14 protein-coding genes are annotated in these 14,078 nt (G+C 66.3%); 7 read left to right on the top strand and 7 right to left on the bottom strand.

Annotated features, from left to right (window positions below):
- Positions 1 to 317, bottom strand: a 317-nt coding sequence (locus BS329_RS13560) for a manganese catalase family protein (protein ID WP_208619215.1), incomplete at its 3' end; no start/stop codon positions are given.
- A gap of 22 nt (positions 318 to 339) precedes the next feature.
- The gene (locus BS329_RS13565; RefSeq protein ID WP_076160314.1) at positions 340 to 795 is read right to left on the bottom strand and encodes a DUF4383 domain-containing protein; all 456 of its coding nucleotides are present in this window, start codon (positions 793 to 795) and stop codon (positions 340 to 342) included.
- A gap of 666 nt (positions 796 to 1,461) precedes the next feature.
- On the opposite strand from BS329_RS13565, the gene BS329_RS13570 reads away from it, so the two are divergent.
- From BS329_RS13570 to BS329_RS44520, 6 genes are all read left to right on the top strand, one after another.
- On the top strand, positions 1,462 to 1,938 hold the full coding sequence (locus BS329_RS13570; protein ID WP_084749637.1) for an STAS domain-containing protein: 477 nt from the start codon (positions 1,462 to 1,464) through the stop codon (positions 1,936 to 1,938).
- Between the two features lie 38 nt (positions 1,939 to 1,976).
- On the top strand, positions 1,977 to 3,044 hold the full coding sequence (locus BS329_RS13575; protein WP_084749719.1) for a fatty acid desaturase family protein: 1,068 nt from the start codon (positions 1,977 to 1,979) through the stop codon (positions 3,042 to 3,044).
- Between the two features lie 116 nt (positions 3,045 to 3,160).
- Positions 3,161 to 3,847 (top strand): alpha/beta hydrolase, encoded by a 687-nt coding sequence (locus BS329_RS13580; RefSeq protein ID WP_076160319.1) that lies wholly within the window; start codon positions 3,161 to 3,163, stop codon positions 3,845 to 3,847.
- Positions 3,848 to 3,868: 21 nt separating this feature from the next.
- A complete protein-coding gene (locus tag BS329_RS13585; protein ID WP_076160322.1) occupies positions 3,869 to 5,056 on the top strand; it encodes a zinc-dependent alcohol dehydrogenase in 1,188 nt (395 codons plus the stop codon).
- Positions 5,053 to 5,952 carry an SDR family NAD(P)-dependent oxidoreductase gene (locus BS329_RS13590; protein WP_208619207.1) on the top strand — a complete coding sequence of 300 codons (900 nt, stop codon included), beginning with the start codon at positions 5,053 to 5,055 and terminating at the stop codon, positions 5,950 to 5,952. Before BS329_RS13585 ends, BS329_RS13590 begins: the two co-directional genes overlap by 4 nt.
- A 40-nt stretch (positions 5,953 to 5,992) precedes the next feature.
- Positions 5,993 to 6,217, top strand: coding sequence for a DUF6480 family protein (locus BS329_RS44520; RefSeq protein WP_076160328.1), 225 nt, complete (start codon positions 5,993 to 5,995; stop codon positions 6,215 to 6,217).
- Positions 6,218 to 6,527: 310 nt separating this feature from the next.
- Here BS329_RS44520 and BS329_RS13600 read toward each other — a convergent pair whose 3' ends face one another.
- On the bottom strand, positions 6,528 to 7,448 hold the full coding sequence (locus tag BS329_RS13600; RefSeq protein WP_076160331.1) for an AraC family transcriptional regulator: 921 nt from the start codon (positions 7,446 to 7,448) through the stop codon (positions 6,528 to 6,530).
- A gap of 81 nt (positions 7,449 to 7,529) precedes the next feature.
- On the opposite strand from BS329_RS13600, the gene BS329_RS13605 reads away from it, so the two are divergent.
- A complete protein-coding gene (locus BS329_RS13605) occupies positions 7,530 to 8,348 on the top strand; it encodes an NAD(P)H-binding protein (protein WP_076160334.1) in 819 nt (272 codons plus the stop codon).
- Between the two features lie 229 nt (positions 8,349 to 8,577).
- Here BS329_RS13605 and ligD read toward each other — a convergent pair whose 3' ends face one another.
- The 4 genes from ligD to BS329_RS13625 all read right to left on the bottom strand — a co-directional run bounded on the left by ligD (position 8,578) and on the right by BS329_RS13625 (position 14,074).
- Positions 8,578 to 10,572, bottom strand: coding sequence for a DNA ligase D (gene ligD, locus BS329_RS13610; protein WP_244197138.1), 1,995 nt, complete (start codon positions 10,570 to 10,572; stop codon positions 8,578 to 8,580).
- A gap of 592 nt (positions 10,573 to 11,164) precedes the next feature.
- Complete coding sequence (locus tag BS329_RS13615; RefSeq protein ID WP_244197139.1) at positions 11,165 to 11,599, bottom strand: DUF6098 family protein; 435 nt, start codon at positions 11,597 to 11,599, stop codon at positions 11,165 to 11,167.
- Positions 11,600 to 11,789: 190 nt separating this feature from the next.
- Positions 11,790 to 12,809 (bottom strand): methyltransferase, encoded by a 1,020-nt coding sequence (locus BS329_RS13620; RefSeq protein WP_158075776.1) that lies wholly within the window; start codon positions 12,807 to 12,809, stop codon positions 11,790 to 11,792.
- 32 nt (positions 12,810 to 12,841) lie between these two features.
- Complete coding sequence (locus BS329_RS13625; RefSeq protein WP_143253015.1) at positions 12,842 to 14,074, bottom strand: cytochrome P450; 1,233 nt, start codon at positions 14,072 to 14,074, stop codon at positions 12,842 to 12,844.
- Positions 14,075 to 14,078 lie beyond the last annotated feature (4 nt).

A 14,078-nucleotide genomic window follows, 5' to 3' on the forward strand; every position in this document is an offset into this window, starting at 1 on the left:
TCCATCCCGCCCAGGATCGCCGCCGTCACCGGGTCTTTGACCGCTTCGGCGGTCACCGTCGCGGGCGCGCCTTCGAGCAACCGGGCGACCATCGTGGCGAGCATTTCGACATGCCCGATCTCCTCGGTCGCCGTGTCCATGATCAAATCCTTGTACTTGCCCTCGATCCGGCAGTTCCAGCCCTGGAACAGGTACTGCATGGTCACGGTCATTTCACCGTAGGCGCCGCCGATCAGCTCCTGCAGCTTCCGCGCGTACACCGCGTCCGGTTTCTCGGGTTTGGCTTCGAATTGGAGTAATTTGGTATGACGAAACACGTGCATCCTCCAAAAAGGTTAGTCAGCGGGAATCCGCGATGGGAGCCTTGCCGCCGGACACTGGTATGAGACCCAAGGCGATCATCCCGAGACCGAGGCCGAGGTGCAGCCAGTTGTCGGCACCGTTGAGCGGGACGAAATTCGCCGTTGACCCGTGGTCGATGAGCAGGCCGTACACCCACAGCACGAGATAGATCACTCCCCCGGCGACGAGGAACGTCTTCGCTCCACCCGGCTTGCGCGCCATGAGCAGGCCGGCCACGCCGAACGCCAGGTGGACGATGTTGTGCAGGATCGACACCTGGAAGACGCCGAGAAGCAAGGCGCCGGACTCGTGACCGGCACCCATGATCTGGTCGTAGTTCGAGGTGACTCCAGGAATAAAGCCGAGTACGCCGACAAGCAGGAAGACCGCGCCTACGACCAACGCAAAGAGCTGACGAGGACTCCGCCGGACCGTAGTCGGTGTCGGTGTCATGGTGTTTCCTCCGGTATTCGTGGAAACGGACAGATTGCGCACCTGTCAGAGGTTCCGGGACGGTGTTCTCCAGCCTGGGACCGGGCGCACGTGACGTCGAGTACCCCCATTTCGACCGCTTACACCGAGCTATCTAGGTGATTGTGAGCAGCTGTGGCCGAAAGTCCATCGGACCAGCAGATCACGGCGACGTCGCGGCCTCAGGTCGTCCGGCGGTGGCTGACGCGTCACGGTCGCCATCGGGAACAGGTCGTGTCGAGGTTGCCGTGGGCTCTGTCCGATACCGGACTCACGGGCGCAGGCGCCACCGTGTGCCGAGCGTTCTGTCCGGCCAGGTCAACGCCTGGTGTCGCGACCGTCTGTCCATGGCCGGCACTTGAACGCCACACCGCCCCGTACCCCGTCACCCACCATCTAAACCGTTTCAAATTCGATTCAGAACACGAAGTTCCTGGCAGGAACTGCTGCACAAAAGTCTCCTGAGACTTAGAGTGAGGGTGCGTGGGGTTCGGCCCGCAGCTTCGCGTAACCGACGTCAATGTCCGCCGCCGTACGGCCTGAACCGGATACCGCAGTGCGGCCTGGCGACGCGTCCCGCGAGCTTTCGCACCCGTTGCGACGTTCCAGCTTGCAGGCCTGTGTCGTTCCCTGCCAGGGAGACCACCTATGCCTTCCCCCTTCCAGCCGGCGGCTCGTCTTGATCACCGTCAAGCACCCGAAGCCGGCGCCGCCGGTAATGACAACCTCGGTTTTTACGCTCACCCTTCCGGCCCGCCGTCAACACGCACGACTCGACACCCACAGACCACCGACTTGCTGATCCTCAGAGTGTCCGGTGATGTGGATATGGCCACCGCGCCGCGGCTCCAACGGGATCTCGACCTCCCCTTGCCCGCCTGCGCCGTGCTCGATCTCTCCAGGGTGACGTTTCTCGGCGCCGCGGGTCTGCAGGTATTGGAGGCAGCCACCGGCCGAGCGCAGCTCGAGCACCGTCGAATAGGCCTGGTCGCCACCTCATCGGTACTGCGACTTCTGCGATTGTTCGCCCTCCATGTGCGGCTGCCTGTGTATCCACGGTTGTCCGATGCGGTGCGCGAGATAACCCTGCGCTTCCCCGCCCGCAACCCAGAATCCTTCTCTTGACTACTCACCCCACGAACAGCTTCGAAACAAGGATGCGCATGGCTACATATCCTCTGAAGACGCCACTCGGCACCGAACCCAGTTCCGTCGGCAGCACGTCACGTAGTGACTTCGGCCATCTCGCTCGACTGGTGCGACACGAAGGGCTACTCGATCGGCGCTATCGCTATTACACCGCCAAAATCAGCCTTATCCTGCTGGCGTTCGCCCTCGGATGCACAGCGTTCGTAATGCTGGGCGATTCGTGGTGGCAGCTCGCCTTGGCAGGCTTTTTCGCGGTGATGTCTGCTCAGATCGCGTTCCTGGGCCACGACGCGGGCCACAATCAGATCTTCCGCACCGGGCGGGCCAATGACCGAATCGGTTACGCTTTCGCCGGCATCGTCGGCATCAGCTACGGATGGTGGATGGGCAAACACACCCAACATCACGCCGGTCCCAACCACGAAGGCAACGACCCCGATATCGACATCCCCCTGCTTGCCTTCACTCGCGGTCAGACAGGCAACAAGAGCGGGTTCGTGCGCTGGACCACGAAACATCAGGCGGCATTGTTCTTTCCCTTGCTGCTGCTGGAGGGACTGAGCCTGCATTGGGCCAGCATTGTTGCAGTATGGCACGGAAGAATGAAGAATCGACGGCTCGAAGCCGCCCTACTACTCATGCATGGCGGGATCTACCTGAGCGCTGTTTTTGTCGTGCTGTCTCCGGCGGTGGCGATCGCTTTCATCGCCATCCACCAAGGACTCTGGGGCGTGTACATGGGGTGCTCGTTCGCGCCCGGCCATAAAGGAATGCCTACCTACACTGACAAGGACAAGCTCGATTTCTTACGTAAGCAGGTCCTCACCAGCCGGAACGTCCGCGGCGGCCCGTGGGTCGACTTCACCCTCGGTGGCCTGAACTATCAGATCGAACACCACCTGTTCCCCAGCATGCCGCGTGTCAACCTGCGTCGTGCACAGCCTCTCGTACACCGGTTCTGCGTCGACCACGGGATCGACTACGCCCAGTGCGGACTTCTCACGACCTACCGGCACGTTCTTCAGCACCTCCATGAGGTAAGTGCGCCTCTCCGTGAACCGAACTTTTCACGATCCCGTTAAAACGTGTCGTCACCTGCCAGTTCGGCTGCCGACCCGGTTCTGGCGGTAGCCCGTTTGCCACCGGCGAGTGAAGGTACGCCGTCCATGACCGATAACGCCAGGACTGGAGATTCGACTTGCAGACTACCGCCCGCCTCATCCGCACCCGTGTTCCGCGTTCTCCGACCGCAGCGGTCGTCGTGCTGCACGGTGGCGGCGGCCGGGGCGGCGCGATGCCGGTGAGCCCCACACAGCTTTCCGTGGTGCGCATGATCCCGATCGCCCACCGCGTCGCCCATGTCGGCCGCGGGCGACTGGCAGTGTGGCGCTTACTGAACTCGGTACGCGGGTGGGACGGTGCGCACACCCCGGTCGACGACGTCCGCTGGGCCCTGCGGCAGCTTCGCGATCAGCTGCCGCCGTCGACACCGATAGGCCTGATCGGACACTCGCTCGGAGGACGCGCGGCGATCCTTGCCTCCGGCGAAGCAAACGTACGCAGCGTCGTCGCGTTGGCGCCGTGGATTCATCCCCGCGATGGTGACGTCGACGCTTCCGGACGGCGGATTCTCTTCGTGCACGGTTCGGACGACCGTGTCGCGAGCCCGCAACGGGCGCTGGCCGCGGCCGATCGGCTTTCCCGTACCGCTCAAGTCGGGGTGATCCGGGTCGCTCACGGCGGGCACGCGATGGTCCGCCGCCACGGGACCTTCGACGGTCTGGCGGCCGGTTTCACCGCCGCGACCTTGCTCGACGAAGCACCGGACGATTCCCACAGCGCACTGGCCCGAGTCCTGGCCGGCGCGTCATCCGTGACGACCTGAAACAACGACCGAGGAGTCGACATCAAAGCTCTCACCTGGCAAGGAAACGAAAAGGTCGAGGTCACCGACGTACCGGACCCGCGCATCGACGCGCCGACCGACGCGATCATCAAAGTCACCTCGACCGCGATCTGCGGTTCCGACCTGCACCTCTACGGCGTTCTGGGCCCGTACCTCAAGCCGGGCGACGTACTCGGCCACGAGGCGATGGGCGTTGTGGAAGAAGTCGGCCCCGAGGCCGCCGATCATCTCTCGGTGGGCGACCGCGTCGTGGTGCCGTTCAACATCTCCTGTGGTCACTGCTGGATGTGCGACCGCGGCCTGTTCGCCCAGTGCGAGACGACGCAGGTCCGCGATCAGGGCAAGGGCGCGAGTCTCTTCGGCTACACCGCCCTCTACGGCTCCGTGCCCGGTGGGCAGGCCGAATATCTCCGTGTGCCGCAGGCCCAGTTCGGGCCGATCGTCGTCCCCGAGGGCACGCCGGACGAACGGTTCCTGTTCCTGTCCGACATCCTGCCGACCGCCTGGCAGGCCGTCCGCTACGCCGACGTGCCACCCGGTGGCACCGTGGCGGTCCTCGGTCTCGGCCCCGTCGGGCAGTTAGCCGTCCGCATCGCCGCACACCTGGGTGCCGGCCGGATCATCGGGGTCGACCGGGTACCGGAACGGCTCGCGCTCGCCGCGCGGTACGGCGCCGAACCCGTCGACCTCGATGACGTCGACGACGTCGCCGCCACGTTGATCGATCTGGTCGACGGCCGCGGCCCGGACGCCACCATCGACGCCGTCGGCATGGAAGCCCACGGCGGGCGGCTCGTCGCCGCAGCCCAGAAAGCCATGGGTCTCCTCCCCGACGCTCTCGCCCAGAAGGTGACCGACAAATTCGCCGTCGACCGACTCGACGCCCTGCACGCGGCACTGAAGGGAGTCCGGCGAGGAGGGACCGCGTCGATATCCGGCGTGTACGGCGGAGAACTCGACGCGCTGCCGATGATGGAGATATTCGATCGGGGCATCCAACTACGGATGGGCCAAGCCCACGTGCGCCGCTGGACCGACGAGATCCTGCCGCTGCTGCTCGACCAGGCCGACCCGCTCGGCACGCTGGACCTCACGACACACCATCTTCCCCTCGCCGAAGCCGCGAGCGGCTACGAGATGTTCCGCGACAAGCACGACGGCTGCGTCAAGGTAGTGCTCAACCCGTGACCGGGCGGGTCGTGGTCATCATCGGAGCCAGCAGCGGGATCGGCCTGGCCGCCGCGATCGCGTTCGCCGCGCGCGACGACGATCTGGTGCTGGTCTCGCGCAGCGGCGACGCGCTCGAAGCCGCGGAAACGGCGTGCCGGAGCGCGGGACCGGGCGACGTGGACACGATCGTGGACGACATCGGTGATCCGGCGGCGGCAGCCCGGATCGTCGCGCGAACCCTCGACCGGCACGGACGCGTCGACGTCGTCGTGCACTCGGCGACGGTGATGGGCTACGGCACCGTCGAAGCGATGCCTGCGGACGTTTTCACCACTGTCGTCGACACCGCCGTGCACGGCACCGTCCATTTGAGCCAAGCAGTCCTCCCGGTCATGCGCCGCCAGCACGCGGGCACATTCATCGGAATCAACTCACTGCTCGGCTCGGTCACCGTCCCGCACATGGGTGCCTACGCGGCATCGAAATGGGGACAACGCGCCGTACTGCGCACCCTGCAGCAAGAAACCCGGGACGAACCCGGTGTGCACGTCTGCATCGTCAGCCCCGGAAGCATCAACACTCCCATCTACTACCAGGCCGCCAACTACTCCGGGCAGGTCGTCCGGCCGCCGTGGCCGGTCCTGTCCCCGGAACGCGCGGCCGCGGCGATCGTACGGCTCGCCGACCGGCCCCGCAGGCACGTATCCGTGCCGGTCGGACCGGGAAATCCAGTCGTGATCGCCGGATTCCGGCTCCTGCCGCTGATCTACGACAAACTGGTCGGTCCCCTGTTCCGGCTGGCCGCACAAACCCGACAGCACTCCGAACCCACCACAGGCAACGTGCACCAGCCGCTGCCCGAGCAAGAACGCGTGCACGGACACTGGCCGAATCAGGACAGGCGGAACCGATGAAAGATCACCCGTACGCACAGACCCCTTCCGGACCGCGCTCATGACCACGCCGGGACCGGAGCCGGATGAGGTACCGGGTCTGGAAAAGGGCGGTTCCGTTTCCCCTGGAGACACCCCACCCGACGCCGGGCAGACCTCCGGCCTGTCGCACCCTCAGCCCATACCGACCAAAGTGATACCAGCGGTCGCACTGGCACTCATCGGCGCACTCGTCCTCGGAGTGGCGGCGTTCTTCCTACTACGGGCATTCGATCTGTTCGGCTGATTTGTGTCGCGCGGCGTGATCCGATGGGGTCAGTTTCGAACCGCACTATGGCGCTACCCACGACAAGTGCAACCGCTCCACTTGGTGCCGCCAACGGCGGGGCAGAAGCAAAGAAGGTAATCGCCCAGCGATTTGGCAACGCTTGCGTCCTGAACGACCGGTTGGCGGCATGAGAGCGCGTTGCCATGGCAGTGCGACAACGACTCGGGTGCGAAGCGAAGGCTCGTTCGTCTTCCTTGCGGCAATCCTCGAGGTCGCGCGAATCGGTGGCAGGTCGTCGGCCGGAAATCCGGCGGCACGGCATTGCGGCTCAGCCCGCGCGATAGACGCTCGGGCTCACACCGCGGACCCGTTTGAATGCCGAACTGAAGGCGAAGCCGTCCGCGTAGCCGACCTGGCTCGCCACCGACGCCACCGACGTACCTTGCCTGCGCAGCAGGTCGGCGGCCAGCGTCATCCGCCAGCCGGTCAAGTAAGCCAGGGGTGGCTCGCCGACCAGCGCGGTGAACCGGCGGCCGAACGCCGCCCTGGACGCACCGGCGACCTTGGCCAGGGTGACCACCGTCCACGGACGGCCCGGCTCCGCGTGCATGGCACGCAACACCGGCCCGATCATCGGGTCGCCGAGCGCGGAGAACCACGCAGGCGGCTCGGTGTCCTCGTGCGCGAACCAAGCCCGCAGCGTGCACACCAGAAGAAGATCCAGCAGCCGGTCCAGAACGACCTGCTGCCCGGGTTCGAGCGAACACACCTCGTTGACGAACAGCTTCAATTCCACAAACGGCACGGACTCGCCCGATACCACCAGCGCCGGAGGAAGCGCGTCCAGCAGCCGCCTGCCCACCTCTCCGGGCGCCCGGTACGCGCCGACCACGAGGGTGGCGCCATCTCCGGTGGCCAGGGGGCCGGGGGCAGCGCTGCCCACCAGGAACTCGCCGGACGAAGCGACGGTGCACAACTCACCCCGGCGGACGGTCGCGAGGGGCTGACGGTCCGGTTCGTCGGCGACCACGAACGGCTCCGGCCCGCGGACCACGGCCATCGCGTTGGGGATCAGCCGTACCGGCTCACCGTCGGCGGGCAGCACCCAGCCGGAGCCTTCCACCGCCGCGCAGAGGGTCAGCTGGGCCTCGTGCACGTACCGCACCGACCAGGGCGGTGTGAGCACTGAGTGGCCCAGAAGAGCACCGTCTGCACGGACACCGCGAACCAGGTCGGCGAAAGGATCCACGACATCAGCGTAGACGAATGGACATGTAAATGAGCAGATCGATGATGTTCTGTCTCTGCGTAAGACCGGTTAACTGGCCCCATGACGACAACGACCTTGGTTCTCGGCGGCACCGGCAAGACCGGCCGTCACGTGGTTTCCGGCCTGCGTGCCGCGGGGCACCGGGTGCGGCCCGCGTCCCGCTCCGGTGAGGTGCGCTTCGACTGGACCGACGAGTCCACTTGGGACGCTGCGGTGACCGGCGCCGACGCGGCCTACCTGGTGTTCCCGGACGACGACGTCACCGGGGCCCGGCCGTTCATCCGGTTCGCCGTCGAGCACGGCGTACGCCGTCTGGTCGCGCTGTCCGGGCGGGGCATCGAGGAGTACGGGCTGCCGGAGCTGATGGACGTGGAGCACGCGGTCCGTGAGTCCGGTGTGGACTGGACGATCCTGCGGCCGAGCTGGTTCAACCAGAACTTCGACCTCGGCCAGTTCCGCGACTACGTGCTCGCCGGCGACCTGCGCGTGCCGACCGGTGACGGGCGAGAGCCTTTCATCGACGCCACCGACATCGCCGCGGTCGCCGTGGCGGCGCTCACTGATCCCCGCCATACCGGACAGACCTACGAGCTCACCGGCCCACGGTCGTTGAGCTTCGGTGACGCGGCGGCGGAGATCGCCAGCGCCTCCGGGCGGAAGGTGACGTTCACCGACGTCACCGACGACGAGTTCCTCAAGGAGCAGGAAGCCGCCGGGGTCCCGGAGAGCTGGGCGAAACTGCTGGCGATGGTGTTCGGCAGGATCCGGCGCGGCGAGCACGAGCCGGTGAGCCCGGACGTCGCTGCCGTGCTCGGCCGCGACCCGATCGACTTCGCCGGCTACGCCACGGCCGCCTGGGGTCGTGGCGCGGCCTGGTAAGTGTGGTGAGTCGTAGAGCGGGAGGCGCAGTGCGTGTGGGGGGCTGCCCAGGGTTTGGTTGACACCTGAGCCGCCCGATGAGGGTGTTCGCTCCGGCTGACGGCTTGTGGTATTTGGGATGTTCTGCGCGGTTCAGACAGCCAGCTGCGGTCTCGAGGCTGCACCCAGTTCGTCCACCTCCTGCTCACCATCCACCGGCACCCCGACTCGCGGGCCGCGTTGGCATGTCCTAAGGCAGCGCTGTTCGGGTGTCGTCGAGTTCGGCGAGCAGGTCGCCGACCTTGTCGACGCGATCGAGGACGTCGTCGGCGGTGAACTCCAGCTGTGCGGAGCGGCGGCAGCCGTGGACCTCGTCCCAGGTGATCGGCGTGGACACCGTGGGGTGGTCGCGGCCACGCAGCGAGTATGGGGCGATCGTGGTTTTGGCGGGGTTGTTCTGAGACCAGTCGATGAACACCCGGCCTGTCCTCTGGGCTTTGGCCATCACCGCGGTCACCTGGTCCGGTGTTTCCCGTGCCAGGCGCTGGGCGAGTTTCTTGGCGTAAACCGACGGCGCCGCGGGGTCGTCGGTGGTGATGGCGCAGTAGAGCTGCATGCCTTTCGAGCCGGATGTTTTCGCCGACGGCGCGAGTCCGTCGTCGCTCAGGATGTCGTGGAGTCGTTCCGCGACGCGGCAGCAGTGCACGATCGAGGTTCCGGGTCCGGGGTCGAGGTCGAACACCAGCCGGTCCGGTGGCCGCCGGAGCCCGTCGCCAGCCACGGTCCATTGTGGAACATGGAGTTCGAGGGCGGCCAGGTTCGCCGCCCACACCAGGGCGCCGAGTTCCTCGAGCAGGGCGTAGGTGATCGCCCCGTTCGTGCCGCGGGAGCCGGAGCGGGCCAGGCGCACCGTGGGCAGCCAGGCCGGGGCTCCTTGGGGAACGTTCTTTTCGAAGAACTGCTCGCCGGTGACACCGTCGGGGAATCGGATGAACGTCACGGGCCGTCCGGCCAGGTGCGGTAACAGGACCGGGGCGATACGGGAGTAGTAGTTGATGACCTCGCCCTTGGTGAATCCGTCCGGATACAGGGTTTTGTCCAGATTGGACAGAGTGAGTTGGCGTTGTCCCGCCTGCACGGTGATCTTCGAGCCCAGTCCCACGGTCGCTGTCGGGCGCTCCTCGGCATCGGTCACGGGTGTCGCGATCGGTCGGCTGGCTGTTCGTGCCGAAGCGCCGTCGCGGGGTTCACGCTGCTGAGGCAGGAGAACCTCGACGGGTTGTCTGTCCGCGCGCAGCCCTCGCCAGGCGGTGTGGCGCAGACGACCCGCTCCGCGGGTGAACTGCCGAAACTCGACCTCGCCGACCAGGACCGGTTTCACCCAGTGTGCTCGCGCGGTGTCCTCGCGCGGCGGGGTGACAGCGAACGGGTGCTTCTGCCGTGTCAGCTCATCCAGCCGTGTCCGCAGCCGGGTGCGTTCGGCTTCGGTGAATCCCGTCCCGACGTCGCCGATGTAGACGAGATCGCCCGTGTCAGGGTCGTGGGCACCGAGCAGGAGCCCACCCATCCGGCCGGCGATCCGGCCCTGGCCGGGACGGTAGCCGCAGATGATGACCTCGGTGGTCTGGGTCAGCGGGTGCTTGAGCCAGGCGTCGCTGCGGCGGCCAGGGTCGTAGGCCGAGGTGCGGTGTTTGGCGACGAGGCCTTCATGCCCGCTGGCCACGACGTGCTCAAGCAAGTGCTGCGGGGTGCGGCGATCCGCGGCGAGTTCGGTGAAGGTGAACGCGCGCACCACCGAGATCCGGAAGGGGTCGGGCATCGGCAACTGGGTAAGCAGCCGCCGTCGCTCGTCATACGGCTCGCGCTGCAACTGCTCCGTACCCAGCTGCAGCAGGTCGAAGGCGAGAAATCGGACCGGGACGTCTTCGAAAGGCCTGCCGGGCCGGCCTGTGCTGTGGGTCTGGTAGCGGCCCCGGCGTTCCTGCAAAGCCCCGAAGTCGATCTGCCCGGCCTCGTTGTAGACGACGACCTCACCGTCCAGCACCGCGGCCCGTCCCTCCAGCACGTCGGTGAGCACGCCGGCGAGGTCGGCGAACTCCGCGGTGAAATCGATACCGTTACGGCTGGTCAATATCGTCGTACCGGCCGGGGCGATCCGCATGCACGCCCGATAGCCGTCGAGTTTGTACTCGTAGGCCCACTCCGGGCCCTCCCGCAGCCGACCACTGTCCGGTTTAGCCAGCATCGGCTTCACCCAGGCCGGAACATCGGCTCCATCCGAGTCGCTTGCCCGCCGCGCCATCACCAGCTCCCGTCACCCGAGCCGACCAGGGCGAACCCACTCATCCGACGGCCTGCGACGACCGTAACCCGAACGGCCTAACAACGCGCGATATGCGCAGGTCGTAGCCGCTCAATCACCCATCAGAGACGAGGGCCCCCGGACGCGATCGGCGGCGAGGGAACAAATTTTGTCGTCCAGTGGAACCGTCAGGCGGCCACTATTCGGGCCCCAGAAGGGTGGCTGACGTACTGCGCGCCCCCGTCGGGCGAGCGCGTCGACCAGGACCACGGCACTTCAGCATCGAGTTCTTCCACGGCCCGGCATCGGACAGTGTTCCTGCTGGAAATCAACCCGCAACAACGTATCGAGGGAACCCAGAGGTGAAGTTAGTCAGCGGCAAGCGGTTTACCGCGTCTCACGATGGACATCCCCCAGTGGGTCGTTCGCCTGGGGTGCGCGATCCGGGCCCTGCCGGTTCAACAGCGAGCCGGCAGGGTCACAAACGTCTTCCCCGCCCGCAGCGCCTTTGCACACCACCTTCGCGTGAGGCTGATCAGCGTCGGTCCATCGGTCCCCACTCTCGGGACCCCTGCTCGTCGACGAGCTCACGGGCTTCGCGCAGCACCTCGTTCGCGACCCATGCCACCGGACGCTCGCACAGCACCAAGGGCTCGTTGTCCGGACCCCGGGCAACCTGGCGTCCCCGCAGCACCCACGGACGCACCCCGGGGCCGCGCAAATCGGGCAGATGCTGATAGTCGTAAAGACGGCGGGCCAGCCACAACCGCACCGACCGCCCATTCCACCACGGCTCCAGGCGCAACGAATTGGCCGACAAGCCGGGCAGCCGTGTTCCGGTCAGCCCATCCCGGCTCGCCTGCTCGAACCCATCACCCAGGTCCACCTCCGGCCCGCGCGACCACCGGACATAAAGCTCATCGCCGCCCTCGGACTCGAACAAGCCGACCAGCTCGTCCAGCGTGCGCACCGTAGGCAAACACCTTGTCGAAGAGGCTTCCACGATCGACAGTGTTGCCACCGACGCGCGCGTCTAAACCGCCGGCAGGAACGATCACGGCGGAAGGCCGCAACCATGGCTCTCGCTAGCCAGCCGGTCCGCGAGCGTGCGTCACAGCCTTCTGCGCTTTCCGACTCGACCTTTCCCGGCGTGTGGGTGCTCAGATCTTGACGGCACGCAGGATGTTCGTATGAGTACCGGGCTGCCTTCCGCCGGTCCCCACCGGTCGCAGGCCTGCCTCGGTGAACAAGGCGCCGAATTCCTTCTCGGTGCGGATGGCACCACCACACGCGAGCGTGCACAAGTCGCTCATCAGAGCCACCGGATCGGGTGTGGCGTCCCCCTCCGGAAGGACCATGTCGATCACGAACAAGGTGCTGTCGGCACACATCGCCTGACGACAGGCGCGCAGGATACGGACGACGTCGTCGTCGCCCCAGTCGCAGAGCGCGCTCTTGACCAGGTAAGCATCGCGTTCGGCGGGCAGCGGATCGGTGAAGAAGTCTCCGGCGATCAGCGTGCAACGATCGGCCACGCCCGCGTCCGCCAGTACGGCCTGAGTGTTCTCCAAGCCGGCCGGCTGGTCGAAGATGGCGCCGCTGAGCCCGGGGTTACCGTCCAGCAGTCCGGCCATCAGAACGCCGTTGCCGCCGCCTACGTCCACGATGTCATGGATGCCCGCCAAGTCCAGCGCCTCGACAAGGCCTGGCACGTCTTGCCGCGCCACCTCCATATAGCACTGGTAGAACAGCGCCTGAGTGGTCGGATCGTCCGCCAGCCACGCATAGCTCGACTGGCCGAAAACGTGCTGCACAGCCGGTTGACCGGTGCGCACGGTGTGTTCGATGTTCCCGCAGGCACTCCACGTCGGTTCACCGGTCAACTGCAGGGCCAGATACTTCACCGAGCCTGGTGCGTCCGCGCGAAGCAGCTGTCCGGCCGGGGTGAGCTCGTAGGCGCCTTCTTCGTTCCTGATCACGAGTCGCACGAAAACGGCGCCACGGAGGAGGCGCCGCAACGACGGCTCGTGGCAATCGGTCAGCTTCACCAGTTCTTCCAGTGAGACCGGTCCCCCGGCGAGCTGGTCGGCCAGGTCGAGTGCCGCCATGGTGCGCACGATCTGTGCCGGGACGAAACCGAACACCATGTCCATCACGCGGGCCGTATCCTGGTGCGTCATCATCCGTACCTTTCGAACAGGCCGGGGCATGGTCACCACGCCACCGGCAGCTCACGCAGGCCGCCGACAATCGGATTGTCATTCGACCGCATCTGGTTCACGGGTATCGCGAGGCGCAACGTCGGGAACCTCTCGAACAGCTTGCCGAACACCGCCCGCAGTTCGCCGCGAGCGAGGCTCCGGCCGACGCACAGATGCCTGCCGTGTCCGAAAGCCAGATGCGGGTTGGGTGTCCGGGTGATGTCGAACCGGTCCGGCTGGGGGAAGACGCGCGGGTCGTGGTTGGCCCCGACGAAGTTGATCACTACGGCGTCCCCGGTCCGGATCGTCACGTCACCGATCTCGATGTCCGCACCTGCGTAGTGGGCGAGTGTGTCCCCACCGGTCATCCGGCGCCGGAGTATTTCCTCGACGGCGGACTCGAGCAGCGAGGGGTCACGTCGCAGAGCTTCCCGTTGATCCGGGTTGGCCAGCAGGTGCAGGGCGCCCCACTGGATGACGTCGACCGTGGTCCCGTTCCCGGCGAACAGCAGGCCGCTCGCCATCGTGCTCGCCTCGGACATCGTCAGCGCACCGGACGTACACGCGGCAGCGAGATCCGACAGCACGTCCTGCGCCGGTTCGACTCGCTTGTGTTCCAGCAACTCCTCCATTCCGGCGAAGAGGTTCTCCATCGCCGCGCGGGAACACCGCGCGTCGGCCGGATCGGCGCCTTGCACCGACCACTTCAGGAATCGCTCGCGTTCGGCCTGCGGCACGCCGAGCAATTCGAAGATGACCAGTGTCGGCAGCGGGGCGGCCAGTGATTCGATCAGGTCCACCGGTGGGCCGTGCTCGGCCATCGCCGCCAGCAGATCGTCCGTCAGTCCTTCGATCCATGGCTTCAGTGCGGCCATACGCTTGGCCGAGAAGGATTTCGACAACAACACTCGCATCGCGGCCTCCTTGTCCAATTCGGACTGGTAGTCCTCGTATGCCCAGTCCGAACCATCGACCAGGGCGGAGTTGGTGACCTTCGGGGCCTTCGCCGGCTCAGGGTGGGACCGAGTCAGCCGCGAGTCGGTGAAAAGCCGCTTCGCCTCGTCAAAGCGGGTGACCATCCACGCCTCGTCACCGACCATGGTCCGGAACCGGGACACCGGGCACGTGTTCTGCATCTGCCGCAAGGCGGGAGGGAGGTCGAGGACGCTCGGCTGGGTGAGGGGACCTGTCGGCGGGTCAGGCTCCTGGCCCAGGTCTTCTCCCGGCGAAGGATGCGTGGCCACGAGT

Source organism: Amycolatopsis coloradensis (assembly GCF_001953865.1).
Taxonomy (GTDB): domain Bacteria; phylum Actinomycetota; class Actinomycetes; order Mycobacteriales; family Pseudonocardiaceae; genus Amycolatopsis; species Amycolatopsis coloradensis.